The 23828-nt window shown below is 72.5% G+C and carries 24 protein-coding genes; 6 read left to right on the top strand and 18 right to left on the bottom strand.

All coding sequences use genetic code 11. The features are described from left to right. Nucleotides 1-39: 39 nt before the first annotated feature. From BLW76_RS25005 to BLW76_RS24995, 3 genes are all read right to left on the bottom strand, one after another. Nucleotides 40-1242, bottom strand: coding sequence for a GNAT family N-acetyltransferase (locus tag BLW76_RS25005; protein ID WP_091311495.1), 1203 nt, complete (start codon nt 1240-1242; stop codon nt 40-42). 67 nt (nt 1243-1309) lie between these two features. After that, on the bottom strand, nt 1310-2098 hold the full coding sequence (locus tag BLW76_RS25000; RefSeq protein ID WP_091311494.1) for a DUF4333 domain-containing protein: 789 nt from the start codon (nt 2096-2098) through the stop codon (nt 1310-1312). A gap of 159 nt (nt 2099-2257) precedes the next feature. Further along, a complete protein-coding gene (locus tag BLW76_RS24995; protein WP_091311492.1) occupies nt 2258-5035 on the bottom strand; it encodes a DEAD/DEAH box helicase in 2778 nt (925 codons plus the stop codon). A gap of 109 nt (nt 5036-5144) precedes the next feature. Between BLW76_RS24995 and BLW76_RS24990 the strand changes: the two genes are divergently transcribed. Then, nucleotides 5145-5720 carry a hypothetical protein gene (locus BLW76_RS24990; RefSeq protein WP_091311491.1) on the top strand — a complete coding sequence of 192 codons (576 nt, stop codon included), beginning with the start codon at nt 5145-5147 and terminating at the stop codon, nt 5718-5720. A gap of 29 nt (nt 5721-5749) precedes the next feature. On the opposite strand, the gene BLW76_RS24985 is transcribed toward BLW76_RS24990, so the two are convergent. The 7 genes from BLW76_RS24985 to BLW76_RS24955 all read right to left on the bottom strand — a co-directional run bounded on the left by BLW76_RS24985 (nt 5750) and on the right by BLW76_RS24955 (nt 10677). Next, the gene (locus tag BLW76_RS24985) at nt 5750-6631 is read right to left on the bottom strand and encodes a diacylglycerol/lipid kinase family protein (RefSeq protein WP_091311489.1); all 882 of its coding nucleotides are present in this window, start codon (nt 6629-6631) and stop codon (nt 5750-5752) included. Next, complete coding sequence (gene tatC, locus BLW76_RS24980) at nt 6631-7602, bottom strand: twin-arginine translocase subunit TatC (protein ID WP_091311488.1); 972 nt, start codon at nt 7600-7602, stop codon at nt 6631-6633. The genes BLW76_RS24985 and tatC overlap by 1 nt, the downstream gene beginning before the upstream one ends. Before the next feature lie 89 nt (nt 7603-7691). After that, the gene (gene tatA / locus BLW76_RS24975; protein ID WP_091311486.1) at nt 7692-8006 is read right to left on the bottom strand and encodes a Sec-independent protein translocase subunit TatA; all 315 of its coding nucleotides are present in this window, start codon (nt 8004-8006) and stop codon (nt 7692-7694) included. Between the two features lie 31 nt (nt 8007-8037). Continuing rightward, nucleotides 8038-8265, bottom strand: a complete 228-nt coding sequence (locus tag BLW76_RS24970; RefSeq protein ID WP_091311485.1) for a bacteriophage holin — start codon at nt 8263-8265, stop codon at nt 8038-8040. A 9-nt stretch (nt 8266-8274) separates the two neighbouring features. Then, nucleotides 8275-9255, bottom strand: a complete 981-nt coding sequence (locus tag BLW76_RS24965; RefSeq protein WP_091311483.1) for a helix-turn-helix transcriptional regulator — start codon at nt 9253-9255, stop codon at nt 8275-8277. Then, nucleotides 9252-10235 carry a helix-turn-helix transcriptional regulator gene (locus tag BLW76_RS24960; protein ID WP_091311482.1) on the bottom strand — a complete coding sequence of 328 codons (984 nt, stop codon included), beginning with the start codon at nt 10233-10235 and terminating at the stop codon, nt 9252-9254. The genes BLW76_RS24965 and BLW76_RS24960 overlap by 4 nt, the downstream gene beginning before the upstream one ends. A gap of 10 nt (nt 10236-10245) precedes the next feature. Next, the gene (locus tag BLW76_RS24955) at nt 10246-10677 is read right to left on the bottom strand and encodes a winged helix-turn-helix transcriptional regulator (protein ID WP_091311480.1); all 432 of its coding nucleotides are present in this window, start codon (nt 10675-10677) and stop codon (nt 10246-10248) included. Nucleotides 10678-10768: 91 nt separating this feature from the next. On the opposite strand from BLW76_RS24955, the gene BLW76_RS24950 reads away from it, so the two are divergent. Both BLW76_RS24950 and BLW76_RS24945 read left to right on the top strand, forming a co-directional pair. Next, a complete protein-coding gene (locus BLW76_RS24950; RefSeq protein WP_091311479.1) occupies nt 10769-11692 on the top strand; it encodes an NADP-dependent oxidoreductase in 924 nt (307 codons plus the stop codon). 9 nt (nt 11693-11701) lie between these two features. Next, nucleotides 11702-12400: an SDR family oxidoreductase gene (locus BLW76_RS24945; protein WP_091311477.1), complete on the top strand. Its 699-nt coding sequence runs from the start codon at nt 11702-11704 to the stop codon at nt 12398-12400. Here BLW76_RS24945 and BLW76_RS24940 read toward each other — a convergent pair. Both BLW76_RS24940 and pafA read right to left on the bottom strand, forming a co-directional pair. Further along, nucleotides 12397-13419: a WD40/YVTN/BNR-like repeat-containing protein gene (locus BLW76_RS24940; RefSeq protein WP_091311476.1), complete on the bottom strand. Its 1023-nt coding sequence runs from the start codon at nt 13417-13419 to the stop codon at nt 12397-12399. The two genes, BLW76_RS24945 and BLW76_RS24940, sit on opposite strands and share 4 nt — an antisense overlap. A gap of 64 nt (nt 13420-13483) precedes the next feature. After that, on the bottom strand, nt 13484-14842 hold the full coding sequence (gene pafA, locus BLW76_RS24935; RefSeq protein ID WP_091311474.1) for a Pup--protein ligase: 1359 nt from the start codon (nt 14840-14842) through the stop codon (nt 13484-13486). A gap of 200 nt (nt 14843-15042) precedes the next feature. On the opposite strand from pafA, the gene BLW76_RS24930 reads away from it, so the two are divergent. Both BLW76_RS24930 and BLW76_RS24925 read left to right on the top strand, forming a co-directional pair. Beyond that, a complete protein-coding gene (locus BLW76_RS24930) occupies nt 15043-16467 on the top strand; it encodes a bifunctional phosphatase PAP2/diacylglycerol kinase family protein (RefSeq protein ID WP_425266057.1) in 1425 nt (474 codons plus the stop codon). A 104-nt stretch (nt 16468-16571) separates the two neighbouring features. Further along, nucleotides 16572-17783 (top strand): alpha/beta hydrolase, encoded by a 1212-nt coding sequence (locus BLW76_RS24925; RefSeq protein WP_091311471.1) that lies wholly within the window; start codon nt 16572-16574, stop codon nt 17781-17783. 83 nt (nt 17784-17866) lie between these two features. On the opposite strand, the gene prcA is transcribed toward BLW76_RS24925, so the two are convergent. From prcA to dop, 4 genes are all read right to left on the bottom strand, one after another. Continuing rightward, nucleotides 17867-18661 (bottom strand): proteasome subunit alpha, encoded by a 795-nt coding sequence (gene prcA, locus BLW76_RS24920; protein WP_091311469.1) that lies wholly within the window; start codon nt 18659-18661, stop codon nt 17867-17869. A gap of 54 nt (nt 18662-18715) precedes the next feature. Next, nucleotides 18716-19570 carry a proteasome subunit beta gene (prcB, locus tag BLW76_RS24915; protein WP_091311468.1) on the bottom strand — a complete coding sequence of 285 codons (855 nt, stop codon included), beginning with the start codon at nt 19568-19570 and terminating at the stop codon, nt 18716-18718. A 111-nt stretch (nt 19571-19681) separates the two neighbouring features. After that, nucleotides 19682-19876, bottom strand: a complete 195-nt coding sequence (locus tag BLW76_RS24910) for a ubiquitin-like protein Pup (protein WP_003075646.1) — start codon at nt 19874-19876, stop codon at nt 19682-19684. An 85-nt stretch (nt 19877-19961) separates the two neighbouring features. Continuing rightward, entirely contained in the window at nt 19962-21464 is a 1503-nt protein-coding gene (gene dop / locus BLW76_RS24905) for a depupylase/deamidase Dop (RefSeq protein ID WP_091311466.1), read from the bottom strand. A gap of 41 nt (nt 21465-21505) precedes the next feature. On the opposite strand from dop, the gene BLW76_RS24900 reads away from it, so the two are divergent. Next, the gene (locus tag BLW76_RS24900) at nt 21506-22024 is read left to right on the top strand and encodes an NUDIX domain-containing protein (protein ID WP_091311465.1); all 519 of its coding nucleotides are present in this window, start codon (nt 21506-21508) and stop codon (nt 22022-22024) included. Here the strand turns inward: BLW76_RS24900 and BLW76_RS24895 are convergent. Continuing rightward, nucleotides 22015-22629, bottom strand: a complete 615-nt coding sequence (locus BLW76_RS24895) for a hypothetical protein (RefSeq protein WP_167384723.1) — start codon at nt 22627-22629, stop codon at nt 22015-22017. The two genes, BLW76_RS24900 and BLW76_RS24895, sit on opposite strands and share 10 nt — an antisense overlap. Before the next feature lie 52 nt (nt 22630-22681). After that, nucleotides 22682-23614, bottom strand: a complete 933-nt coding sequence (locus BLW76_RS24890; RefSeq protein WP_091311463.1) for an aldo/keto reductase — start codon at nt 23612-23614, stop codon at nt 22682-22684. Nucleotides 23615-23828 lie beyond the last annotated feature (214 nt).

Genomic DNA, 23828 nt, shown 5'->3' with positions numbered 1-23828 from the left:
GCGTGCCGGGCCGGCCCGGAATGCGGTTTTCCGCAAACCTCAGAAGTAGCTGCCGCTCCAGGCCGCGACGCGCGTGCCGAAGAGCAGGTCCGCGGCCGCCGGCGCGGCCGGGTCACGCACCTCGATCCGGCCCGCGTCCGCCAGCGCCGACGGCGTCCAGGTGCCGAGGTAGATCATGGCCAGTGTGGTGACGTCCATCCGGAGCCCGGCCGGGCGGTCCGTGCGCCCGGCGCCGTCCGGGGTGATCAGGTAGGCGCCGCTGTTGCCGGGCAGCAGCGGGTCCGTCACCTCGACGACCACCGGGTCGGCGTGCCCGTACGCCCGCGCGGACAGAGCCTCGCCGACGTCGACGAGCCGGAGCCAGTGCTCGTCGGAGATCCCCTCGACCTTCCCGCTGCGGTGGTCGGCCAGCAGCAGCTCGATCGGATCGTCGAGCGGCCGCGACTCGGCGGCGACCCGGTCCACCAGGTCGATGCCGAGCAGGAACCGCCACAGTCCCGCGTACGCCGTCGCCGAGCCGGCGAACAGGTCCGACACCTCCAGCGTCGTGGTCCACGGGTGCGCCGTCGCCCCCTCGACGTGGTAGACCGCGAACCCGTCCGGCCCGCCGGGGCCGTGGTGCACGACCGCCTTCGCCGGCGTGGTGTGCCGCCGCAGCTGCATCTCGTAGAGCCGCCACAGCACCTCGGGCCGGGACATCATCCCCGGCCGGCGCTCGAGGCCGTCGTACACACCGGGACAGACCTCGAGGGCCCGGTCCAGGTCCAGCAGCTCCAGGTCCCCGCCCGCCGGGGCGTCCGGCCGCAGCCGCGCCCGGCGCGCGTCCACGCGGTAGCTGCGGCACCGCGTCGCCAGGCCGTAGCCGAACCGGCCGTAGATCCCGGCTTCGGACGCGAGCAGGTTCGCGAACACCACCCCGCGCGCGGCGCAGTCCTCCAGCTGCGCCGTCATCAACGCCCGCAGCACACCCCGCCGGGTGCGGTCGGCACGCACTCCCACGGAGGTGACACCCACCGTCGGCCGGCGCGCCCCACCGGGCACCGTCAGCTCCGCGTCGAACAGCCGCGCTGTGCCGATGAGCTCCGGATCGAACGCCCCGAGCGCGCCACCGGGCTGGTAGTACCGCGCCGCGTACACCCATTCGGCGTCGTCGGACGGCGGCATGTGCACGGTCTCCCGGAACAGGTTGCTCACCGCCCGGTGCTCCTCGGTGTCCAGGGTCCGGATCTCGAAGTCGCTCATCCCCCGATCATCTCGGGAAACGACGAAGCCCGGCCACCGGATAAGCGGCGGCCGGGCTGCGCACCCGCTACTTGGCGACCGGCGGGGAAACCTCGTAGTTCCCGCCGTCACCCTTCACCGTGATCGGCACCTGCTGCGGCTTGCCGGCGATCGTGGCGGTGCACTCGAACTTCGCGCCGTCCTCCACCTTCTGCTCGGCGGGACAGGTGACGCCGGTGACGCCGTCGATCTTGTAGGTCTCGGTCAGCAGCTTCTGCACGTCGGTCTGCATCTGGGTGTTGTTGAAGACCTGCGTCTTCAGGAACCCCGGCGCGACGAACCCGAGCACGAGGAACACCGCCACCGCCGCGATCGCCGCGACGACCCCGATCAGCAGGCCCTTCTTCGACTTCGCCGGCTGCTCACCCTCCGGGGCGCCCGCACCGGGGAACTGCTGGCCGTAGTCGTACTGGCCGCCCGGCGGCTGCTGCCCGTACTGCGGCTGCGCCTGGGGCCCGCTCTGCGGGTACGCCCCACCGGGCTGCTGCCCGTACTGCGGCTGGGCCTGCGGCCCGCTCTGCGGATACCCACCGCCGGGCTGCTGCCCGTAGGGCGGCGGCTGCTGGCCCCACTGCGGCTGCTGCGGCGGGGCGTAGCCGCCCGGCTGCTGCCCCCACTGCTGCGGGTGCTGGGGCTGCTGCGGCTGGCCCCACGGCTGTTGCTGGTTCGGGGGTTGCTGCTGGTTCGGGTCGTAGGAAGGCTGTTGCGGCTGCCCCCACTGCGGCTGCTCCTGCGGGCCGCTCGGCGGGTACGCGCCGCCCGGCTGCTGCCCGTACTGGGGCTGCTGTGGGTCGTTGCCGCCATACGGCGTGCTCATCGTCTGCCTCCGCCTGCTTCACTCATCACGCTGTCCACCCCGAAACCGCCGTAAAGCCGCATACGGACGGTGTCGCAAGCGATCCAACCACAGGTCGGAGCCGAGCACACGTGGCCACGCTCACCGCTTCCGCCGCTTGGAGCAGGCCTAACACGGAGTTCACGCCGCGCCCGCGGCCACGACGCCACGCCGCAGCGCCTTCACCGCGTCGGCCGCCGCCGCACCCACCGGATCCGCCTTGCCCAGCACGTCCCGGATCTGGTCGAGCAGGTCGATCACCTGCCGCGACCAGCGCACGAAGTCACCCGCCGACAGCTCCTGCCCGTTGGCCTCCGCCGCGGTCAGCACCTTCTCCAGGGATTCACCCCGCGCCCAGCGATAAACCGGCCACGCGAACCCGGCGTCGGGCTCCCGGGTGCGGTCCAGCCGGTGCCGCCGCTCGTCCTCGGTCAGCTCCACCCACAGCCGCGCCGTCTCCTGCCACGCCTCCGGCACCGCCCCACCCGGCAGCCGCGGCTCGCCGGCGGTGTCCCGGCGCGCCTCGAACACCAGCGTCGACACGACCGCCGCCAGCTCGGCCGGGTTGAGCTTGCGCCACACCCCGTGCCGGATGCACTCCGCGGCCAGCAGGTCCGACTCGCTGTAGAGCCGGGTCAACCGCCGCCCGTGCTCGGTGACGCGGTCTTCGCCGTCCCCGGCCGACTCCGGACCCAGATAGCCGCGCTCACCCAGCAAAGCCAGGATCCGGTCGAAGGCCCGCGCCAGCGAGTGCGTCGTCGCCGCGACCTTCCGCTCCAGCTGCTGCGTCTCCGCGGCCAGTCGCTGGTACCGCTCGACCCACCGCAGGTTCGCCTCGCGCTCGGCCAGCCCGTGGCACGGGTGCGCGCGCAACGCCCGCCGCAACGCCGCCAGCTCCCCGTCCTCGTTCGCCCCCGACCGCCGCTTCTGCCGCCCCGGCAACGAAATCCCGGCGTTCCGCAACGTCGAGGCGATGTCCCGCCGCGCCCGCGGCGACCGCAGCTCGACGTGCTTGGGCAGCCTGATCCGCCCCAGCGCCTCCACCGGACCGGGGAAGTCCGCCACCGACAGCGGCCCCGACCACCGGTCCTCGGTCACCACCACCGGACGCGGCTCCCGGATCGGGTCCAGCCCCGGGTCGACCACCACGGCCAGCCCCGCCCGCCGGCCCGCCGGCACCGCGATGACGTCACCCTTGCGCAGCTTCTCCAGCGACTCCGCGGTCCCCGCCCGGCGCGCGACCGTGTTCTGCCGCGACAACGCCTTCTCCCGCGCCGAAATCTTCGCGCGCAGCTCGACGTACTCCAGCATCTCGTCGAAATCACCGGTCACCGCGGCCGTGTAGCCCTTCAGGGCCTCCTTGTTCCGCTCGATCCGGCGCGCGGTCCCCACCACCGACCGGTCGGCCTGGAACTGCGCGAACGACTGCTCCAGCAGCTCCCGCGCCTCCGCCGCCCCGACCTGGGCCACCAGGTTGACCGCCATGTTGTACCCCGGCCGGAACGACGACCGCAGCGGATAGGTCCGCGTCGACGCCAGCCCGGCGACCTGCTTCGGGTCCACCCCCGGCTGCCACGCCACGACGGCGTGCCCTTCGACGTCGATCCCGCGCCGCCCGGCCCGGCCGGTGAGCTGCGTGTACTCCCCCGGCGTCAGGTCGACGTGCGCCTCGCCGTTGTACTTCACCAGCCGCTCGAGCACGACCGTGCGGGCCGGCATGTTGATCCCCAGGGCCAGGGTCTCGGTCGCGAACACGACCTTCACCAGCCCGCGGACGAACAGCTCCTCCACGGTCTCCTTGAACGCCGGCAGCAGCCCCGCGTGGTGCCCGGCGATGCCGCGCTCCAGCGCCTCCCGCCACTCCCAGTAGCCGAGCACGCCGAGATCGCCCTCGGGCAGGTCCGCCGTGCGCTCCTCGATGACCCGCCGGATCTCCTCGACCTCGCCCGGCCCGTTGAGCCGCAGCCCGGACCGCACGCACTGCGCCACCGCGGCGTCACAGCCCGCGCGGGAGAAGATGAACACGATCGCCGGCAGCAGCCCGGCCCGGTCCAGCTGCTCGACGACGTCGACCCGCGAGGGCGGCCGGAACCGCGGCATCCGCGGCGGCGCACCCCGCCGGTTCCTCGGCCCGCGGAACCCCGCCGGCGCGTACTGGCGGCCGATCTCCTCGGTCCGCCGCAGCAGGGTCGGGTTGATCCGCAGCTCGGCGTTCGGCGCGTGCACGTCGTCGCCGGCGAACAGGTCGAGCAGCCGGTTCCCCACCAGCATGTGCTGCCACAGCGGCACCGGCCGGTGCTCGTCGACGACGACCGTCGTGTCGCCCCGCACCTCCACCAGCCACTCGCCGAACTCCTCGGCGTTGCTGACCGTCGCCGACAGCCCGACCACCCGGACGTGCTCGGGCAGGTGCAGGATCACCTCTTCCCAGACCGCGCCGCGGAACCGGTCGGCCAGGTAGTGGACCTCGTCCATCACGACGTACCCGAGGTCGGTGATCGTCGACGAGCCCGCGTAGAGCATGTTGCGCAGCACCTCGGTGGTCATCACGACCACCTGCGCGTTGCCGTTGATCGAGGTGTCCCCGGTCAGCAGGCCGACGGCGTCGCTGCCGTAGCGGGCCACGAGGTCGGCGTACTTCTGGTTCGACAACGCCTTGATCGGCGTCGTGTAGAAGCACTTGCGGCCCTCGGCCAGCGCCAGGTGCACGGCGAACTCGCCGACCACGGTCTTGCCCGCCCCGGTGGGCGCGCAGACCAGCACACCGTGACCGTCTTCGAGGGCCTGGCACCCGCGGATCTGGAACTGGTCGAACTCGAAGGACACCTCCGCGGCGAAGCGCGTCAGCTGGGGGTACTTCCCGCGGCGCGCGGAGGCCGCATAGGCCTCGGCCGGGGACGGAGAAGGGCTACTGGCCACCTCGTCAGGGTTTCACACCCCTCCGACAGTTCGCACGTTGCGTACATCGACCCGCGGTATAGGTCGTTATACGGGGAACCCGTGGCCGGGTGGGCGCGTCGGAGCGGGCATGACCGAACCGTGCCCGAGCTGTGGCCTCCTGGACCAGGTGCAGCACGTGCCCGCGGCCTACCACGGCGGCCACTCGTTCTTCCGCGGCCAGGGCCCGGCGGTCGCGGTGCCCGCCGGCGACGGCGTGATCGTGACGAACAGCCAGGTCAGCGGAATTTCCGTGACCGCGGTCGCCCGGTCGCTCGACCCCTTCCCTCCCCCGCGCCGCGGCGGCGGCCTCGTGGCGGCGGCGATCCTGCTGGCCCTGGTCGGCAGCTGTTTCCTGCTGCTGCCGTTCTCGGCGGCCGACGACCCGCCCCCGGGCGGCGCGGCGGCGAAGGCACTGGGGTTCGCGATGCTCTCGTTGCCGGCGTTCGCGGTGTACATCGCCGCGGGTGTGCTGGTCTGGCTGTACGTCCGCCGGGTGCGGGCACACCGGCGGCAGCGGCGCGGGGTACCGGCGGCCCAGCAGGTGTGGGAGCAGGGCTGGTTCTGCCACCGCTGCGGCGGCGTGTACTTCGCCGACACGGGCCGCCTGCTGACCCCGGCGCACTTCCGGCACCTGGTGGCGCGGGCCGGCGGTTACGACCGCTAGTAGGGCACTTTCACGTGAAAGTGCCCTACTCAGGCCAGGACGGTGAGGGCGCCTGGGACGCAGCTGGCCGTCACCGGGACCGTGCCTTGGGGCTCCCCGTCGGCGTAGGCGGGCCAGGTGTTGCCGACCAGGGTCACCGCGCGGGCGCGCAGCGTGCGGACCGCCGGGTGGGTCACGTGGTTGCCCGTGCGCAGGCCCGGGAGCATGCGGATCAGGCCGCGGCGGGTGGCGTGGCCGATGATCGTCACGTCGAAGACGCCGTCCTCGGGGTCGGCCGTCGGGCAGATCGGGACGCCGCCGCCGTAGAACCGGGTGTTGCCGATCGCCACCAGCGTCGCGTCGAGCTCCAGGCGCTCGGTGCCCGTGTCGACGACCACCGGGCGGGAGCGGAACGCCGCCAGCTCGGCCAGGATCGCCACGTCGTAGCGGCGCGGCCCGGACGGCCACCGCATCCGGTTGGCCCGCTCGTTGACGCTCGCGTCGAACCCCGCGCACAGCACCGTCGCGAACCACGTGTCGCCCACGCGGCCGAGGTCGATGCGCCGCCGGGCACCCGAGCGCAGGGCCGCCACCAGCGCGTCGACCGCCGGGAGCGGCTCACCGGGGATGCCGAGGGCGCGGGCGAAGTCGTTGCCGGTGCCCGCCGGGACGAGGCCGAGCGCCACGTCGTTGTTCGCGCAGAACTGGACGCCCTGGTGGGCGGCACCGTCGCCGCCGAGCACGATCAGGACGTCCAGCCCGGCCGCCTGCGACGACCGCATCAGCGCGCGGGACTCCTCGACGCTGTGGGCGACCAGCACGTCGAGCCGGTCGACCGCCGTGCGCAGCCGCTCGGCCACGGTGTCGGCGATCCGGGCGGCCGCGCCGTGCCCCGACGCCGGGTGCACGGCGAGCGCGGCGTGCAGCCCCACTAGGTGACGTCGTCGGTGCTCGACCGGCCGCCGGACGCGGTCGGGGCGGACGGCTCGTCGTCGATGGTGCTCGGCGTGTAGTCGAACGGCGCGGCTTCGTCGTCGGCGAGGGAGTCCCAGCCCTCGTCGCCGCGCTCCTTTTCGAGCTTGCGGTCGTGGAAGCGGGCCAGCTGCACGGCGATCTCGAACAGCACGGTGAGCGCGCCGGCGAGGCCGAGCATCGAGAACGGGTCCGAGCCCGGGGTGGCGAACGCGGCGAAGACGAACAGCGCGAACACGATGCCGCGCCGCCACTTCTTCAGCTGCACGTACTTGACCACGCCGACGCGGTTGAGCATCACCACCAGCAGCGGGAGCTCGAAGCTGATCCCGAAGATGATCAGCAGCGACAGCAGGAACGAGATGTACTTGTCCGCGGTCAGCGCGGTGACGAACGCGTCCTGGCCGAAGCCCATCAGCAGCTGCAGGGCGTGCGGGAAGAGGATGTAGGCGAGCACGGCGCCCGTGGCGAACAGCACCGACGCGAACCCGACGAAGGTCAGCGCGTACTTGCGCTCCTTGCTGTACAGGCCGGGCGCGATGAACGCCCAGATCTGGTACAGCCAGGCCGGCGAGAGGAGCACGGCCCCGGCCGCGATGCCGACCTTCAGCTGCGTCATGAACGCTTCGAACGGCACGGTCTGCAGCAGCCGGCAGCCTTCGGCGCTGTCGAGCCGCCGATCCGGCGGGATGGCGCAGTACGGGTCCTTGACGAGGTCGCCGAGCGACGGGATCGGCCCGATCTTGGTGCCGAACCAGATGAACCCGAGTATCCCGCCGAGCACGACCGCGAGCAGCGCGAAGCCGAGACGGCGGCGGAACTCGTAGATGTGCTCGATGAGCGTCATCGTGCCGTCGGGGTTGCTGCGACGGCTGCGCTTGCGCCGCTTCGACCGGCGGCTGTCACCGTTTCCGAAGGCGGGTTCCGCCACGGGTTGTTCCGTTCTCGTCGGAGTCCGCCGGAGCGCGCCGGGTTCGGCGCGCTCCGTGGACGTGGGGACCAGGTGTGGCTAGCAGCCGCTCAGCTGACGTTCTTCTGCGGCTGGTCGGCGGCCTGCTGCTTCTTCAGCTCGTCGAGCTGCCGCTGCAGGTCGGCGACCTGCTGGTCGGTCGAAGCGGGCGTGACGGGCTTGGCCGGGATCTGCTTCGTGTCGGCGGGCTCGGCGTCTTCGTGCGCCGCGGCCTTGTCGCCGGTGAGGTCCTTGGTCTCGGCCTTGAAGATCTTCATGGACTTGCCGATGGACCGGGCCGCGTCGGGAAGCCTCTTGGCCCCGAACAGCAGCACGACGACGAGCACCAAGATGATCAAATGCCACGGCTGCAATCCGTTCAGCATGGTGGCCTCCTATCTGCGTCTGGTAGGGATGTTACTGGTTTTCCGCTTTGTGGCGGCGCTGCTTGAAACGGCGCTGCGCGAAAGCGACGCGCAACCCCGCCGCCCGGGCACGGACGAGCCCCGCCCGGTCCTGGGTGTTCGTAGCCACCATGCTTGCGGTCTGCCGGAAGGCACGCAAGACCTTGACGGTCCGCACCAGCAGGACCACGAGGACGGCGAGGCCGAGCACGATGAGCACAGCGGTGGGCAGGTACGGCACGCCGTCAGCCTAGTGGTCGCAGGTTGACGGAAGGTGACGGGCTCGGGCCACGGCGTCGGCGGCTCGGCGGCCGACATCGGACGCGAGGTCCGCCGGGCTCTCCACCAGCGCTTCCCCGCCCAGCCCCAGCACCAGGCGCACCATCCACGACTGGTCGGCGTAGCGCATCCGGATCCGCAGCCGGCCACCGTCGAGCTCGTCGAGCTCCTCGCACGGGTAGTACTCGGCTACCCAGCGTGCGTCCGGGTCGAGGACCAGGACCGCCTCCCGCTGATCGGGCCGTTCCCGGAACACGCCCTCGGAAATGTCCGTGGGATGGGCGTGCGCGGGCGGCCGCGACGGCTCGTCGAGGATCGCCAGCTCGTCGATCCGGTCGAGCCGGAACAGCCGGACGCCCTCGGCGCGGCGGCACCACGCCTCGAGGTAGCCGACCGCCTGGACGATCAGCAGCCGCATCGGATCGACCGTGCGCTCGGTGATCTGGTCCTTCGAGGCGGTGTAGTAGCGGATCCGCAGCGCCCGCCCGTGCTGCAGCGCCCGGGCGACCTCCTCGCGGGTCCGCGCGGTCTTCTTGCCCTCCCGCACTCCCCCGCCGACGACCACGCCGGCCGGCTGGGCCTGCCCGGCGGCGGCCTCGATCTTGGCGATGGAGCGGCGGACGGCGTCGCCGTCGACCACGCCCGGCGTCTCGGCGAGCGCCCGCAGCGCCACCAGCAGCGCGGTCGCCTCGCCGCCGGTCAGCCGCAGCGGGCGGTTCATCCCGGCGTCGTGCGTGACGACGATCGTGTCGCCCTCGAAGGACAGGTCGATCAGGTCGCCCGGGCCGTAACCGGGCAGCCCGCACATCCACAGCAGCTCGAGGTCCTTGCGCAGCTGCTTCGGCGAAACGTCGAAATCCTGCGCCGCGTCGTCGATGCGCACGCCCGGGCGCGCCAGCAGGTACGGCACGAGCGCGAGCAGCCTCGGCATCCGGTCGGTGGACCCGCTCACCGCGCGCTCACCTGCCGGGCGACGACGGCTTCGAGGCGGTCCTGGACGCTCTTGGCCAGCACGTCGGGTTCGAGCACGACGACGTCGGGCCCCTGCGCGCTGATCCAGTCGGCGGCCGACTCCGGGTAGAGCAGGCCGATCTCGACGAGGTCGCCCTCTTCGCCGTCGACGGTGGCCCGGCCGACCACGGTGCCGCGGCGGCGGACCCCGGCCGCGCGGCCGTCGGCGACCCACACCCGCGCGACGGTGACCGGGGCCGGTTCGCTCTCGACCGTCGAGGTGACCAGCTTGAGCAGGTTGACACCCTCGGGTCGCTGCACCTCGCCGGGCTTCCCGACGGCGCGGACCTGCCCGGTGACGCGGGAGAGCCGGAAACAGCGGGTGGCGCCGCGGTCGCGGTCGTGCCCGACGACGTACCAGCGAGCCCGCCACGAGACCACGCCCCACGGTTCGAGGGTCCGCATGATCCGCTCCGGGGAGCCGCTGCGGCGGTACTCGAAGCGCACGGCCTGGCCGTTCTGGACCGCGGCCAGCAGCGGCCCGAACGCCGGTTCGGCGCGCACCCGCGGCTCGACGACGGTGGGCGCCTGGTCGTCGACCTCCAGCCCGGCGGCCCGCAGCTTCACGAGCGCGCCCTGCGCCTGGCCGGTGAGCTCCGGGGAGTCCCACAGCCGCGACGCCAGCGCGACGGCGGCGGCTTCGTCGGGCGCGAGGTCGATTTCGCCGAGCTCGTAGTCGCGGCGGGCGATGCGGTAGCCCTCGATGGCGTCGAACGCGGAGTTGCGGCCGGTCTCCAGGGGGATGCCGAGCTCGCGCAGCTCGGTCTTGTCCCGTTCGAACATCCGGAAGTAGGCGTCGTCGCTGGCCGCGTCGCCGTATCCGGGCACGATGCCGCGGATCTTCTCGGCAGTGAGGTACTGCCGCGTGGACAACAGGGCCAGCACCAGATTGACCAGCCGTTCGGCGCGTGCGGTGGACACCCGGTAGAGCCTAGCCCGCGCCGCCCGGCCCGATCGTGAGGTCCGGGGTGCGCGCGTCGTAGTCGGCGCGCGCGGCGTCGACGGCTTCGAAGTTGGTCTCGGCCCAGTCCTTGAACCCGGCCATCAGCGCCCGCAGCGATTCCCCCAGCGGCGTAAGGGAATAGTCGACGCGAACGGGCACCGCCGGGGTCACCTCGCGGCGGACGAGACCGTCCCGTTCGAGCACCCGCAGCGTCTGCGTGAGCATCTTCTGGCTGACCCCGGCGATGCGCCGCGAAAGGTCGCTGTAGCGCAGCGGACCGTCACCGAGCGCGACGAGGATCAGGCTGACCCACTTGCCGGCGATCTCGTCGAGCAGCTTCCGGGTGGGACAGGCGGCCAGGTAGGCGTCGTAGGCGGCTTTTTCGGCTTGGCGCCGCTGTTCCGCCGTGCGCGTGGGCACCGGGCGTACCTCCTGGTGGGGTGGGCACCTGCGAGTGCGTACTTCCCGATGGAGAGTAGCTCCCCATACGTTCGCGGGGAAGGAGGTTCGGATGCGGGCGATGGTGATCCGCCGGTTCGGCGGGCCGGAAGTGCTGGAGTTGATCGAGGTCCCGGTCCCGGAGCCGGGACCGGGCCAGGTGCGGATCCGGGTGGCGGCGGCCGCGGTGAACCCGGTCGATCTCGCGACGCGGAGCGGGATGCTGAGTGCGGCGGGGGTGGTGCCGCCGCGGGAGGTGCTCGGCCTGGGCTGGGACGTCGCCGGGTCGATCGACGACGCCGGCGACAGCGGGTTCCGGGTGGGCGATGCCGTGATCGGCCTGCGCGACCGCATCGCCACTCCGTTGGGCGCCTACGCCGACCACATCGTCCTGGACGCGTCGGCGGTCGCGCCGGCACCGGTGGGTGTTCCGCCGGTCGAAGCGGCCACCCTGCCCCTGAACGCGCTCACCGCCGCCCAGGCGCTCGAGCTCGTCGAAACCACCGGAACCGTCCTGGTCACCGGTGCGGCGGGCGCGGTCGGCGGGTACGCCGTCGCCCTTGCGCGCGCCCGGAAGCTCCGGGTCGTCGCCGTCGCCGCCGAAGGTGACGAACCCCAGGTCCGGGCGTTCGGCGCGGACGAGTTCGTCCCGCGCGGCCCGGCACTGGCCGATCGGGTGCGCGAGGCGGTCCCGGGCGGCGTGGACGCCGCGCTCGACACCGCCCTCCTCGGCCTGGACGCCCTCGACGCGGTCCGCGGCGGCGGCGAGTTCGTGGCCTTCGCCGCGGGCGCCGCCCCGATCCCCCTGCGCGGTATCCGGGTCCGCCACGTCTGGATCCGCGCCGACGGCGAACGCCTGGCCGAGCTGGCCCGGCTGGCGGAGAACGGCACGCTCCCCCTGCGCGTCGCCGGAGTCCTGCCCCTGACCGAGGCGGCCGCCGCCCACGAACGGCTGGCCGCGGGCGGACTGCGTGGCCGGCTCGTCCTGACTCCCTAGCCTGGACGCATGGATGATCGCGTTCTTCTCATCACCGGCGCTTCCCGCGGCCTCGGCGCCGCCACCGCGCGTCTGGCCGCCGCGGCCGGGTTCAAGGTCGCTCTCGTGGCCCGCCGGGCCGAGTCCGTCGCTCCCCTGGCCGCCGAACTCGGCGACGACCGTGCCATCGCCCTCGCCGCCGATGTCGGGGACTGGCCGGCCATCTCGCGGGCCGTCGCCGAGACCGTCGGAAAGTTCGGGCGGCTCGACGCCGCCTTCGCCAACGCCGGGATCGGCGTCGGGACCTCCTTCTTCGGTGACGACGACCCCGATCCCACCGCATGGGAACCCATGGTCCGCACGAACGTCCTCGGCGCGGCCTACACCGCCCGCGCCGCCCTGCCCGCGCTCAAGGAAACCTCCGGCCACCTGCTCATCACCGGCTCCGTCGCCGGCCGGTACATCCGCAACGCGAGCCTGTACTCGGTGACCAAGTGGGCCGTCACCGGGATGGCCGGCGCCATCCGCGAGGAGGCCGTCGGCACCGGCGTGCGCGTCACGCTCATCAACCCCGGAATGACCGACACCGACATCCTCAGCGACGAGCAGCGCAAGAAGCCGAACCTGCAGCCGGACGACGTCGGCCGCGCGGTGCTCTACGCCCTCCAGCAGCCGCCGTCGGTGGACGTCAACGAGATCCTCGTCCGCCCGACCGGCCAGGTGCTCTAGCGAAGCCGGGCGACGCGGCCCTGGGCGCCGCTGGCCCAGCAGGCGGTCCCGGCGCAGTCCACGCTGTCGAAGCTGCCCGTGTCGAACGACGTCCAGTGCCGCCCGCCGTCCGGGCTGAGGTCGCTGCCGCCCGGGCCGACCGCCAGCACCGTCCCGCCGCGCCAGGCCAGCCCGGAGCGGTAGCCCGCCGGGTACTGGCCCGGGGTGGTCCAGGTGCGGCCGCGGTCCCGGGTGAGCGCGACGGCCGGGCCGGGCGCCGTCGGGTTCGCGAAGTCGCCGCCGATCGCGATGCCCTGCGACGGCGAGCGGAAGGCGAGGGCGAACACGCCCGCCGACGGGCTGCTCGGCAACGGCGTGTCCGACGCCGTCCAGTGCCATCCGCCGTCGCGGGAGTGCAGGACGCGGGCGGTCGCGCCGCCGCCCGTCGCGAGCCAGGCGTCGAACGGGCCGGCCGTGGTGAGGCATTGACCGCTGGCCGCGAACCCGGCCTCGCCGGGCAGGGCGGGCGGGAAGCCGCTGTCGGGGACCGGCCGCCAGCTGCGGCCGCCGTCGAAGGTGGCCTGAACCCGGAACCGGCCGTCGACCGGGTCGCTCATCGCCAGGCCGCGCCACGGGTCGAAGAAGGCGAGGCAGTCGTAGAACGCCGCCGCGTCGGTGTTCTGGAACGTCTGGCGCCAGTGGGCGCCGCCGTCGTCGGTCCGGTAGACGCGGGAGTCGGTGCCCGGCCCGATGGAGAGGATCACGGCGTGGTCGGCGTCGAAGGCCTCGATGTCCCGGAACTGGAGCGTCTCGGTGCCGGGCGGCCCCACGGACTTCCAGGTCGCGCCGCCGTCGGTGGTGCGCAGGACCGTGCCCTGCGTGCCGCTGACCCACGCCACCCGGGCGCTGACCGCCGACAGGCCGCGGAACTGGGCCGTGACGCCGGTCGGCTTGAGCTCCCACCGTGGCGGACGCTCCCCCGCCGACGCCGGAGCCGCGATCGAGACCAGCAGGGCGAGCACGAGCAGCACGACACGCATGCGGCCGATCCTGCCGCACCCGCCCGGCGACTTTCGTAGGAAAACGCCGGGCGGGCAGGCCGGGCTAGAGCGAGCTGATCAGGCGCTCCACGCGCTCGTCGACCGAGCGGAACGGGTCCTTGCACAGGACCGTGCGCTGGGCCTGGTCGTTGAGCTTCAGGTGCACCCAGTCGACCGTGAAGTCGCGGCCCGCTGCCTGGGCGGCGGCGATGAAGTCGCCGCGCAGCTTCGCCCGGGTCGTCTGCGGCGGGGTGTCCTTGGCCGCCTCGATCTCGCCGTCGTCGGTGACCCGGCGGACCAGGCCCTTGCGCTGCAGCAGGTCGAAGATGCCCCGGCCGCGGCGGATGTCGTGGTAGGCCAGGTCGAGCTGGGCGATGCGCGGGCTGGACAGGTCGAGGTCGTGCTTGTGCCGGTAGCGCTCGACCAGCCGGTGCTTGATCGCCCAGTCGATCTCGGTGTCGATCTTGCCGAAGTCCTGCTGCTCGACCGCGTCCAGCGCGCGGCCCCACAGCTCGACGACCCGCTCGTTCGCCGCCGTCGTGCCGTTGTCCTTGATGTGCTGGAGCGCCCGGGCGTGGTACTCGCGCTGGATGTCCAGCGCCGAGGCCTCGCGCCCGCCGGCCAGCCGCACCTGGCGGCGGCCGGTGAGGTCGTGGCTGATCTCGCGGATCGCCCGGATCGGGTTGTCGAGGGTGAAGTCGCGGAACTGGACGCCGGCCTCGATCATCTCGAGCACCAGGTTCGCCGAGCCGACCTTGAGCATGGTCGTCGGCTCGGCCATGTTCGAGTCGCCCACGATGACGTGCAGGCGCCGGTAGCGCTCGGCGTCGGCGTGGGGCTCGTCACGCGTGTTGATGATCGGCCGCGAGCGGGTCGTGGCGCTGGAGACGCCCTCCCAGATGTGTTCCGCACGCTGGGAGAGGCAGTAGACCGCGCCGCGCGGGGTCTGCAGCACCTTGCCTGCCCCGCAGATGAGCTGGCGCGTCACCAGGAACGGCAGGAGCACGTCCGCGATCCGGGAGAACTCGCCCGCGCGCGTCACCAGGTAGTTCTCGTGGCAGCCGTAGGAGTTGCCCGCGGAGTCGGTGTTGTTCTTGAACAGGAAGATGTCGCCGCCGATGCCCTCGTCGGCGAGCCGCCGTTCGGCGTCGACCAGCAGGTCCTCGAGGATCCGCTCACCGGCCTTGTCGTGCGTGACCAGCTGGACCAGGTCGTCGCACTCGGCCGTCGCGTACTCGGGGTGCGAGCCGACGTCGAGGTAGAGCCGCGAGCCGTTCGACAGGAACACGTTGGAGGAGCGTCCCCACGACACGACCCGCCTGAACAGGTACCGCGCCACCTCGTCGGGCGAGAGCCTGCGCTGTCCGTGGAAGGTGCACGTGACCCCGAACTCGGTCTCGATGCCAAAGATCCGCCGCTGCATTCCACCAGAGTAGGCGCTGGACCCCCGCCAACGGTGCGCCGTTCGGGCGTCGACACGCCCCCAGTACGCCACAGACGGTGAATTCACCCTGAATACGGCACGATTGGAGCACGGCTCTTGACGGCACGCGGAAGGCGGACCTCTTGTCACACCAGCTCATCCGGGCCTTCCGGCGGGTCGGCCGGACCGACCGCGCCCTGATGCGGCGCAGCGCCTCGCTGCCCGCCTCCCGGGCCGACGACGCGCTGATGGCGCTGTCGAGGTCGGCGAACAAGTCCCGGCTGTGGTGGGGCGTCGCCGCGCTGCTGGCCACCCGCCAGGGCGAGACCCGCCGCGCCGCGCTGCGCGGGGTCGTCGCGATCGCCGGGGCCAGCGCCGCCGCGAACCTCGTCGGCAAGCCGCTGTTCCCCCGCCGCCGCCCCGCCGAGGAGGAGGTGCCCATGCACCGCCGCCTGCGGAAACGGCCCACGTCCTCGTCGTTCCCCTCCGGGCACTCGGCGTCCGCGGCAGCCTTCGCCACGGCCGTGGCGATGGAGTCGCCCCGCGCCGGGCTCGCCGTCGCCCCGCTGGCGCTGGCCGTGGCCTACTCGCGGGTCCACACCGGCGTGCACTGGCCCTCCGACGTCGGCGTCGGGCTGAGCATCGGTGTCGGCGTCGGCCTGGCCACCCGGCACTGGTGGCCGCTGCACGACGACGTCCCGGCCCGCACGGCCCACGACGCCGACGCGCCCGAGATGGTCGACGGCGAGGACATGCTCGTCGTCGTCAACCCCAGCTCCGGCGTGGCGACCCACGACCCGACCGACGACGTCCGCTTCGCCTGGCCCAAGGCGGCGCTGATCTACCCGGACCCCAAGCAGGACCTCCGCGCCCAGCTCGAGGCCGAGATCGACGCCCGCGGCACGGTCCGCGCCCTGGGCGTCGCGGGCGGGGACGGCACGGTCGCCGCGGTGGCCTCCATCGCCGCCGAGCACGACCTGCCGCTCGCCCTGATCCCGGCGGGCACGCTCAACCACTTCGCCCGCGACGTCGGCGTGCGTGCCATGCCCGACGCCGACGCGGCGACCGAGGTCGGCAACGCCGTCGGCATCGACCTGGGCGAGGTCCGGATCGACGGCCCCGGCGGCGCGGACCACCGCTGGTTCGTCAACACCGCCAGCCTCGGCGGCTACCCCGAGATGGTGCGGCTGCGCGAGAAGCTGCAGGAAAAGCACCCGAAGTGGCCGTCGGCGGCGATCGCGCTGGCCAGGACGCTGCGGAACGCCAAGCCGCTGACCGTCCGGCTCAACGGCAAGCGCACCCAGGTCTGGCTGCTGTTCGTCGGCAACGGCACGTACGCGCCGAAGGGGTTCGCCCCGAGCCGGCGGCCCGCACTGGACACCGGCCTGCTCGACATCCGCTACCTGCGGGCCGACCTGCCCTATTCGCGGGCCCGGTTCCTGCTCGCGATGATCACCCGCAGCCTCGCCGCCAGCCACGTCTACCAGGAGCTCGACCTGCCCGAGCTGGAGGTCGAGCTGCTCGACGGCAACCGCCGCGTCGCCACCGACGGCGAGGTCGGCCCGCTCGGCAACCGGTTCCGCTTCCGGTCGCGGCCCAGCGCCCTCACGATCTACCGTCCGTAAAAGGTTGCTTTACCTTCTCTCAACGAACCCACAGCGACCCGCGGCTAGCTTCGCGACCGAGTGGCGGGCGCTCGTGCCCGCACCAGGGGACGAGCGGGGATTCGATGGACGGGCACGGCCTGGCGAGCGTCATCCACCGGGCTGCGACCGACCCGGTGCTGCCGGGTGACGTCACCGCGCGCGCCCGCGACCTGGGCCCGCTCGAGTCACCGCTGATCTGGCTCGGGTTCGGCTCGGCCGCCGTCGCCGTCCTGGCCTTCGTGGTCGCGCTGTGGTACCGCCGCCGCGTCCGGCGCTGGGGCTTCACGGCGTTCGGCGTGCTCCTGCTGCTGGCGGCGGTCACCGCGCTGAACAGCTACGTCGGGTACGTCCGCACCTCCGACGACCTGGCCCGCCTCCTGCAGCGCGGCCCCGGCGTCGTCAACTTCGCCGGCCGCCTGCTCGACGACGGCAAGGAGGCGCCGGAGCCGTCGTCTTCCTCGGCCTCCTCGCCGTCCGCTGCGCATCTCGGCACGGTCACCGCCGGGCAGCGGATCGACGTCGTCACCCTCGCCGACCCGGCCCACGGGATTCCGCCGGGGAGCAACTACGTCATCCTGCCGCCCGGGTACGACACCGACCCGGGCCGCCGCTACCCGGTCGTCTACCTCATCCACGGCTACCCCTTCGGCGGTCCCCGGGACTGGCTCACCTCCGGCGACGCGCCGGGGTCGCTGCTCGCGCTGCAGCAGGCGAACGTGATCGCGCCGATGATCGTGGTCAGCGTCGACATGACCGCCGGCAACCCGAGCACGGACTGGGAGTGCCTGAACGTGCCCGGCGGCCCGCAGCTGGAGAGCTACCTGGCCGGGACCGTGGTGCCGGCGATCGACCAGCGGTACCGGACCCTGGCCGACCGCACCCACCGGGCGCTGGGCGGCATGTCGGGCGGGGGTTTCGGGGCGCTCAACATCGGGCTGCACCACGTCGACGAGTTCGCCACGCTGCTGATCGCCCTCCCGTACGACGACCTCAACGACTCGGTCGGGATCCTCGACGGCAACCAGGCGGCCATCGCGGCCAACACGCCGCGGCGGTACCTGCCGACGATGAAGTTCGCGGCGCCGATCTCGGTGATGCTGACGGTGGGGACCGGGGCGCCGACCGACGTCGCGACGGCCCGGCGGATCGCGGATGCGCTGCATGCTCGGGGGCAGGAGGCTGTCGTGCATGCCGAGCGGGGGTTCAACCACACCTGGCACACCGCGCGGGCGACTCTGCCGTATCTGCTGGCCTTTGCCGATCAGACGTTCCGGACGCCTCCCGCGGCTTCCTGAGTCAGTTCTGCCGGGGTGTGGTTCCCGCACGCAGAAGCGGGGCGTGGCCTTGTGTTGGCCGCGCCCCGCTTCTGTTCTGCTTTCTACTCCGCTTCCGGCTTGCTCTCGGGCTCCTCGCCCTGGGGGTCCGGGACCGGCAGCAGGGTGTCCAGTGCTGCTCCCGTCAGCCTGCGGAATGCTCGGCGGGGGCGGTCGCGGTCCAGGACCGCCACCTCCAGCTTGATCGGGTCCGCGTCGCCGTTGCCGTTCGAGGACGCGCTCGCCGACGAGGACGACGACGAGCCCGATGACGTGGCCGGGGCCGGCTGGCTCGGTGCCCTCAGGGCCGCCACCGCCACGCCCAGGGCCGCCTGGAGGTCCAGGCCGTCCTCGAACGTCTCCTTCAGCTTGGCCGCGATCTTCTCGTTCTGGCCGCCCATCACCACGTACTGCGGCTCGTCGAAGATCGAACCGTCGTACGTCAGGCGGTACAGCTGGTCCTCCGCCGAGCTCGCGCCGACCTCCGCGACGCACACCTCCACCTCGAACGGCTTCAGCTGCTCGGTGAAGATGCTGCCCAGCGTCGCCGCGTACGCGTTCGCCAGCGCGCGGGCGCTCACGTCACGCCTGTCGTACTGGTAGCCCTTGAGGTCCGCGTGGCGGATGCCCGCCACGCGCAGGTTCTCGAACTCGCTGTAGCGCCCGACCGCGGCGAAACCGATGCGGTCGTAGATCTCGGAAACCTTGTGCAACGTCGCCGACGGGTTCTCCGCCACGAACAGCACGCCACCCGAGTACTTCAGCACCACCACGCTCCGGCCGCGCGCGATGCCCTTGCGCGCCAGCTCGGAACGCTCCCGCATCAGCTGCTCGGGAGAGGCATACAACGGCATCGTCACGGTGTGCGCTCCAGGTCTTTCGGTGTTCCTACGTTCACTGGTCCCAGCCCCGCGTCAGGACAGCCGGCGCTGCTGGCGCTCGATCCGGCCCGCCACCACGGCCTCGGCCACCGCCGCGGTCTCCGACTCCGACAGCTGGACCGCGCCGCGCTCCGCCGTGATCGTCACCACGCTCGGGAAGATCCGGCGCACCAGGTCCGGGCCACCCGAGGCCGTGTCGTCGTCCGCCGCGTCGTACAGGGCCTCGACCGCGACCCGCACCGCGCCCTCGACGTCGGCGTCCGGGTCGTGCAGCTTCTTCAGCGCCGACTTCGCGAACAGGGAGCCCGAGCCGATGCTCGAGTAGCCGCCGTGCTCCTCGTAGCGGCCGCCCGCGGCGTCGTACGACACGATCCGGCCGGCGTGCTTGGCGTCCTCGGCCTCCAGGTCGTAGCCCACGAACAACGGGATCGCCGCCAGCCCGGCCATCGCCATCTCGAGGTTGGCCTTGACCATGCCGGCCAGCTTGTTCGTCTTGCCGTCCAGCGACAGCGAAACACCCTCGATCTTCTCGTAGTGCGCCAGCTCGACCGCGTACAGCCGCACCATCTCCACGGCCAGCCCCGCCGTGCCCGCGATGCCGACCGCCGAGTACTCGTCGGTGACGTGCACCTTCTCGATGTCGCGGCTCGCGATCAGGTTCCCCGACGTCGCCCGCCGGTCACCCGCGATCAGCACACCGCCGGCGAACGTGCACGCGACGATCGTCGTCCCGTGCGGGATGCCCAGCTCGGCCGCGCCCGGCGCCACGCGCCGCTCGGGCAGCAGCTCCGGCGCCTGCACGCGCAGGAAGTCCGAAAACGACGACGTCGCCGAGGAGAAGTACGCCGCAGGCAGGGCGGGACCCGAGATGCCCCTGGTGTTGTCCATACGTGCTCAAAAATCCCATCTGTGCGGGCCGGAGCCCCGCGTGCGGCCAGCCGTCACGCGGAGCCCCGGCCGCCTGCTGAACGGTCGGCGGGGGCGCGGTGCCCGGGGCGGCTACTCGCCGCCCTTCTGGACGTAGGCCCGGACGAAGTCCTCGGCGTTCTCCTCGAGCACGTCGTCGATCTCGTCGAGGATCGTGTCCACGTCCTCGCCGAGCTTCTCGCGCCGCTCCTGACCCGCCGCGCCGGTGTCCTCGAACTCCTCGTCGGAGTCACCACCGCCGTGCTTTTCGATCTTTTCCTGGGCCATCTCGCCTCCCGGTGTGGCTGATGTTTCCTAGCCTACCCAGCGACCCCGACATTCGGGGCTACGCCGCGATCGGTGTGCCAACCGCCTAGTCCGAACCGGTGAGCGCCTCCACCAGCTCCTCCGCCGTCGCCGCGTTGTCCAGCAACTTGCCGACGTGCGCCTTCGTCCCCCGCAGCGGCTCGAGGGTCGGGATCCGCACCAGCGACTCCTTGCCCACGTCGAAGATGACCGAATCCCACGAAGCCGCCGCGATCGAGGTCGCGTACTTCTCCAGCGCCCGGCCGCGGAAGTAGGCCCGGGTGTCCGACGGCGGCGTCGTCACCGCGGCCTGCACCTCTTCCTCGGTCACCAGCCGCTTCATCGACCCGCGCGTCACCAGCCGGTTGTACAGGCCCTTCGCCAGCCGGACGTCGGAATACTGCAGGTCGACCAGCCGCAGCCGGGGCGCGCCCCAGGCCAGGTTGTCCCGCTGCCGGTAGCCCTCCAGCAGCCGCAGCTTCGCCGGCCAGTCCAGCCGGTCGGCGCACTCCTGCGGGTCGCGCGCCAGCGCGTCCAGCACCTCGCCCCAGACCCGCAGGACCTCCTTCGACGCCTCGTCCGCGCCCGTGCGCTCGAGGTTCTGCGAAGCGATCTCGTGGTAGGCGAACTGCAGGTCCAGCCCGGTGTACTTCTTGCCGTTGGCCAGCGCGACCTGCTTCTTCAGCGTCGGGTCGTGGCTGATCTGGTGCACCGCCTTGACCGGTTCGTCCAGCTTCAGGTCGTCGAACCGGATGCCCGACTCGATCAGGTCGAGCACCAGCGCCGTCGTCCCGACCTTCAGGTACGTCGAGTACTCCGACATGTTCGCGTCGCCGATGATGACGTGCAGCCTGCGGTACTTGTCCGCGTCCGCGTGCGGCTCGTCGCGGGTGTTGATGATCCCGCGCTTGAGCGTGGTCTCCAGGCCGACCTCGACCTCGATGTAGTCCGCACGCTGGGAGAGCTGGAACCCGGCCTCTTCACTCTGCTGGCCGATCCCGACCCGGCCCGAGCCGGTGACGACCTGCCGCGACACGAAGAACGGCGTCAGCCCGGCGATCACCGCGGTGAACGGCGTCGACCGCGCCATCAGGTAGTTCTCGTGCGTGCCGTAGCTCGCGCCCTTGCCGTCGACGTTGTTCTTGTACAGCTGCAGCTGCGGCTGGCCCGGCACGGACGCGGCCTTCATCGCCGCCTCCTCCATCACCCGCTCGCCCGCCTTGTCCCAGATGACCGCGTCGCGCGCGTTCGTCACCTCGGGCGCCGAGTACTCCGGGTGCGCGTGGTCGACGTACAGCCGCGCCCCGTTGGTCAGGATGACGTTCGCCGCGCCCAGGTCCTCGACGTCGGGGTCGTGCCCCGGCCCGCCCGGGCCGGTCAGGTCGAACCCGCGCGCGTCCCGCAGCGGGCTCTCCACCTCGTAGTCCCACCGCGCCCGCCGGGCGCGCGGGATGTCCGCCGCCGCCGCGTAGGCCAGCACGACCTGGGTCGAGGTGAGTACCGGGTTCGCCGTCGCGTCGCCCGGCACGGAGATGCCGTACTCGACTTCGGTTCCCATGATCCGCCGCATGTCCCCACCCTACGGGGTCGCCCTAGTGGAACGATGCACCCATGCCAGGCAGTGACGAACTCGTTGCCCTCTATGACCAGGCCGGCGCCGTCGTCGGCAGCACGACCCGCGCGCGGGTCCGCGCCGGCGCGCTGTGGCACGCCGCCGGCGTCGTCCTGGTCCGTTCGGGTGACGGAACCGCGGTCTACGTGCACCTCCGCACCCCCGGGAAGGACGTGTTCCCCTCCACCTGGGACTGCTGGGCCGGCGGCATGGTGGCCGCGGGCGAGACGCCGGCCGAGTGCGCCCGCCGCGAACTCGCCGAAGAACTCGGCGTCCAAGGCGTGGAACCCGTGCCCCTGTTCACCAAGGTCTACGACGACGGCCGCAACCGCTGCCACAACTTCGCCTTCGAGGTCCGCTGGGACGGCCCGATCACCCACCAGGCCGAAGAAGTCGTCGAAGGCCGCTGGATCCCCCTCGACGAGCTGCGCGCGTGGGTCGACGACCCGGCCCCGCAGCTGCCCTTCATCCCCGACGGCCGCGAAGGCGTCCGGGAATGGTTCCGCCGCTACGGCTGAGCGGTCAGCTTCGCCGTCATCGCGGGCAGCAGGCGCTTCGCCGCCTCCACCGCCCGGGCCTCCGTGCTCGCCGAGACCGTCAGCTCGGACACCAGGCTTCCCTTCGCCAGCAGCACGGTGCAGGTCTTGCCGTCGCGCCAGGCCTGCTGCCGTTCGACGCCGGGCTGGACGGGCAAGCTCACGGTCTTGCCCGGGCACTCGTTCTCCGCGACGGCCTGGGCGGCCGAGGAGTCCGGGAACGCGAGGACACGGTGACTCAGCAGCGACGCGCCGGGGTAGCGCCAGGTCGCCGTCCGGCTGCCCGCCGACGGCCCGTCCGCCAGGCACCCCGAAGCCTCGCCGGAAACCCGCTCGACGCCTTCCTCCGCGACATCGGCGTCGGTCAGCAGCGCCCGCTCCGCGAGCGGCCCGAGCTCGGGAACCGGCGGTTTCACCGGCGCGGCCTGGGCCTGGCTCACCCGCACCTGCGTGGGCGCCGGGACCGGCGCCGACGTGGTCACCGGATCGTCGTAGTACGTCTCGAGGTTGTTCGGGTCGGGCCCGTCGCAGCCGGTGAGGCCGACCAACGCGACCGCGGCCACCGCGATCGCCTGCCGATGACGCACGAGTTCCGGCCTCCCAACGTCCGCTTGTGCCTGCGCAGAGTAGTGCAGCGCCTCAGTCCCACCGCAACGAGGACCGGTGTCGCCAGTACTGCTCCGGATTCTCCGCCAGGCCCGCGAGTGCGGCCTCCTCCTCCGTGCTCAGCGAAAGCGTGGCACCCCGCAGGTTCGCCGCCAGCTGCGCCGGGCTCGCCGGGCCGATGACCGCCCGGTCCACCCAGTCGTTGGCCAGCACCGCGGCCACCGCGACCGCGTCCGGCCCGGTCCCGTGCGCGGCCGCGATCTCGCGCACGATGGCCGGCGCCTCGACCGCCAGCCTGCCGTTGGCCAGGGTTTCCTTGACCAGCACCCGCTTACCGGCCGCGTGCGCCGTGGCCAGCGCCGGGCCCGCGGACGGCTCCAGGACGTTCCACGTCGACTGCACCGCCGAGAACACCGGCCGCCCGCCCGCTTCCAGCGCGAACGCCCGCTCGATCGCGGCCGCCTGAGCCGGCCCGGACGTGGAAAACCCGACCGCGACCCCGTTCGCCGCCAGCTCCGCGAGCGCTTCGAGCAACGGCTCGTCGGCGAACAGCGGACTGTCCACAGTGAGCGAATGCACCTGGTAGAGCCCGACCCGATCCCCCAGCAGCGCCAGGGTTTCCGCCCACTGCGTCGCGAACCGCGCCGCCGAATGCTCCTTCACCTCGTGCACGTCGGCGTCGAGCCGCCACTGTCCGACGTAGGCGTAGCCCCACTTGCTGGAGATCTCGATCCCCCGGTGGCCGCGCTCGGCGAGCCAGCCGGCCAGGAACTCCTCGGAACGCCCGTAGGAGCGGGCGACGTCGACGTGCCGGATACCCGCGGCATATGCGTCGTCGAGCACCGCGAACGTCGCCGCGCGCATCGAGGCGACGTCCCGCACCGCCGGCAACGCCCCTTCGCTGCCCAGGTTGATGTACGCGGGGCGGCCCAGCGCCGCGAGCCCCAGCGCGATCCGCGTGCTCATTAGGCCACCATCCCTTCTGCAGCCCGAACCGATAGGGTTGTGACCACTCGGTCCCGGTGGGTGCATGGCCTAGCGTGCGTGCCGCTTGACGGCCAGCATGAGTACTGCCAGCCCCGCCGGGCCGAGGCCGCTTTACCGGCCTTAGGAACATGCCCCGACCTGGCCGAGGGCCGATTAATGAGCTTCCGGACAGCGTCCTCACCACCGAGCGGGT

Source organism: Amycolatopsis tolypomycina (genome assembly GCF_900105945.1).
GTDB lineage: Bacteria > Actinomycetota > Actinomycetes > Mycobacteriales > Pseudonocardiaceae > Amycolatopsis > Amycolatopsis tolypomycina.
This window is presented reverse-complemented; position numbering and strand designations above follow the sequence as displayed.

Excerpts from the sequence above, each read along its gene's own strand:
- BLW76_RS25005 (WP_091311495.1), bottom strand. The coding sequence starts at position 1,242 with ATGAGCGACTTCGAGATCCGGACCCTGGACACCGAGGAGCACCGGGCG.
- BLW76_RS25000 (WP_091311494.1), bottom strand. The coding sequence starts at position 2,098 with ATGAGCACGCCGTATGGCGGCAACGACCCACAGCAGCCCCAGTACGGG.
- BLW76_RS24990 (WP_091311491.1), top strand. The coding sequence starts at position 5,145 with ATGACCGAACCGTGCCCGAGCTGTGGCCTCCTGGACCAGGTGCAGCAC.
- tatA (WP_091311486.1), bottom strand. The coding sequence starts at position 8,006 with ATGCTGAACGGATTGCAGCCGTGGCATTTGATCATCTTGGTGCTCGTC.
- BLW76_RS24950 (WP_091311479.1), top strand. The coding sequence starts at position 10,769 with ATGCGGGCGATGGTGATCCGCCGGTTCGGCGGGCCGGAAGTGCTGGAG.
- BLW76_RS24945 (WP_091311477.1), top strand. The coding sequence starts at position 11,702 with ATGGATGATCGCGTTCTTCTCATCACCGGCGCTTCCCGCGGCCTCGGC.
- BLW76_RS24940 (WP_091311476.1), bottom strand. The coding sequence starts at position 13,419 with ATGCGTGTCGTGCTGCTCGTGCTCGCCCTGCTGGTCTCGATCGCGGCT.
- pafA (WP_091311474.1), bottom strand. The coding sequence starts at position 14,842 with ATGCAGCGGCGGATCTTTGGCATCGAGACCGAGTTCGGGGTCACGTGC.
- BLW76_RS24930 (WP_425266057.1), top strand. The coding sequence starts at position 15,043 with ATGCGGCGCAGCGCCTCGCTGCCCGCCTCCCGGGCCGACGACGCGCTG.
- BLW76_RS24925 (WP_091311471.1), top strand. The coding sequence starts at position 16,572 with ATGGACGGGCACGGCCTGGCGAGCGTCATCCACCGGGCTGCGACCGAC.
- prcB (WP_091311468.1), bottom strand. The coding sequence starts at position 19,570 with ATGGACAACACCAGGGGCATCTCGGGTCCCGCCCTGCCTGCGGCGTAC.
- BLW76_RS24910 (WP_003075646.1), bottom strand. The coding sequence starts at position 19,876 with ATGGCCCAGGAAAAGATCGAAAAGCACGGCGGTGGTGACTCCGACGAG.
- dop (WP_091311466.1), bottom strand. The coding sequence starts at position 21,464 with ATGCGGCGGATCATGGGAACCGAAGTCGAGTACGGCATCTCCGTGCCG.
- BLW76_RS24900 (WP_091311465.1), top strand. The coding sequence starts at position 21,506 with ATGCCAGGCAGTGACGAACTCGTTGCCCTCTATGACCAGGCCGGCGCC.
- BLW76_RS24890 (WP_091311463.1), bottom strand. The coding sequence starts at position 23,614 with ATGAGCACGCGGATCGCGCTGGGGCTCGCGGCGCTGGGCCGCCCCGCG.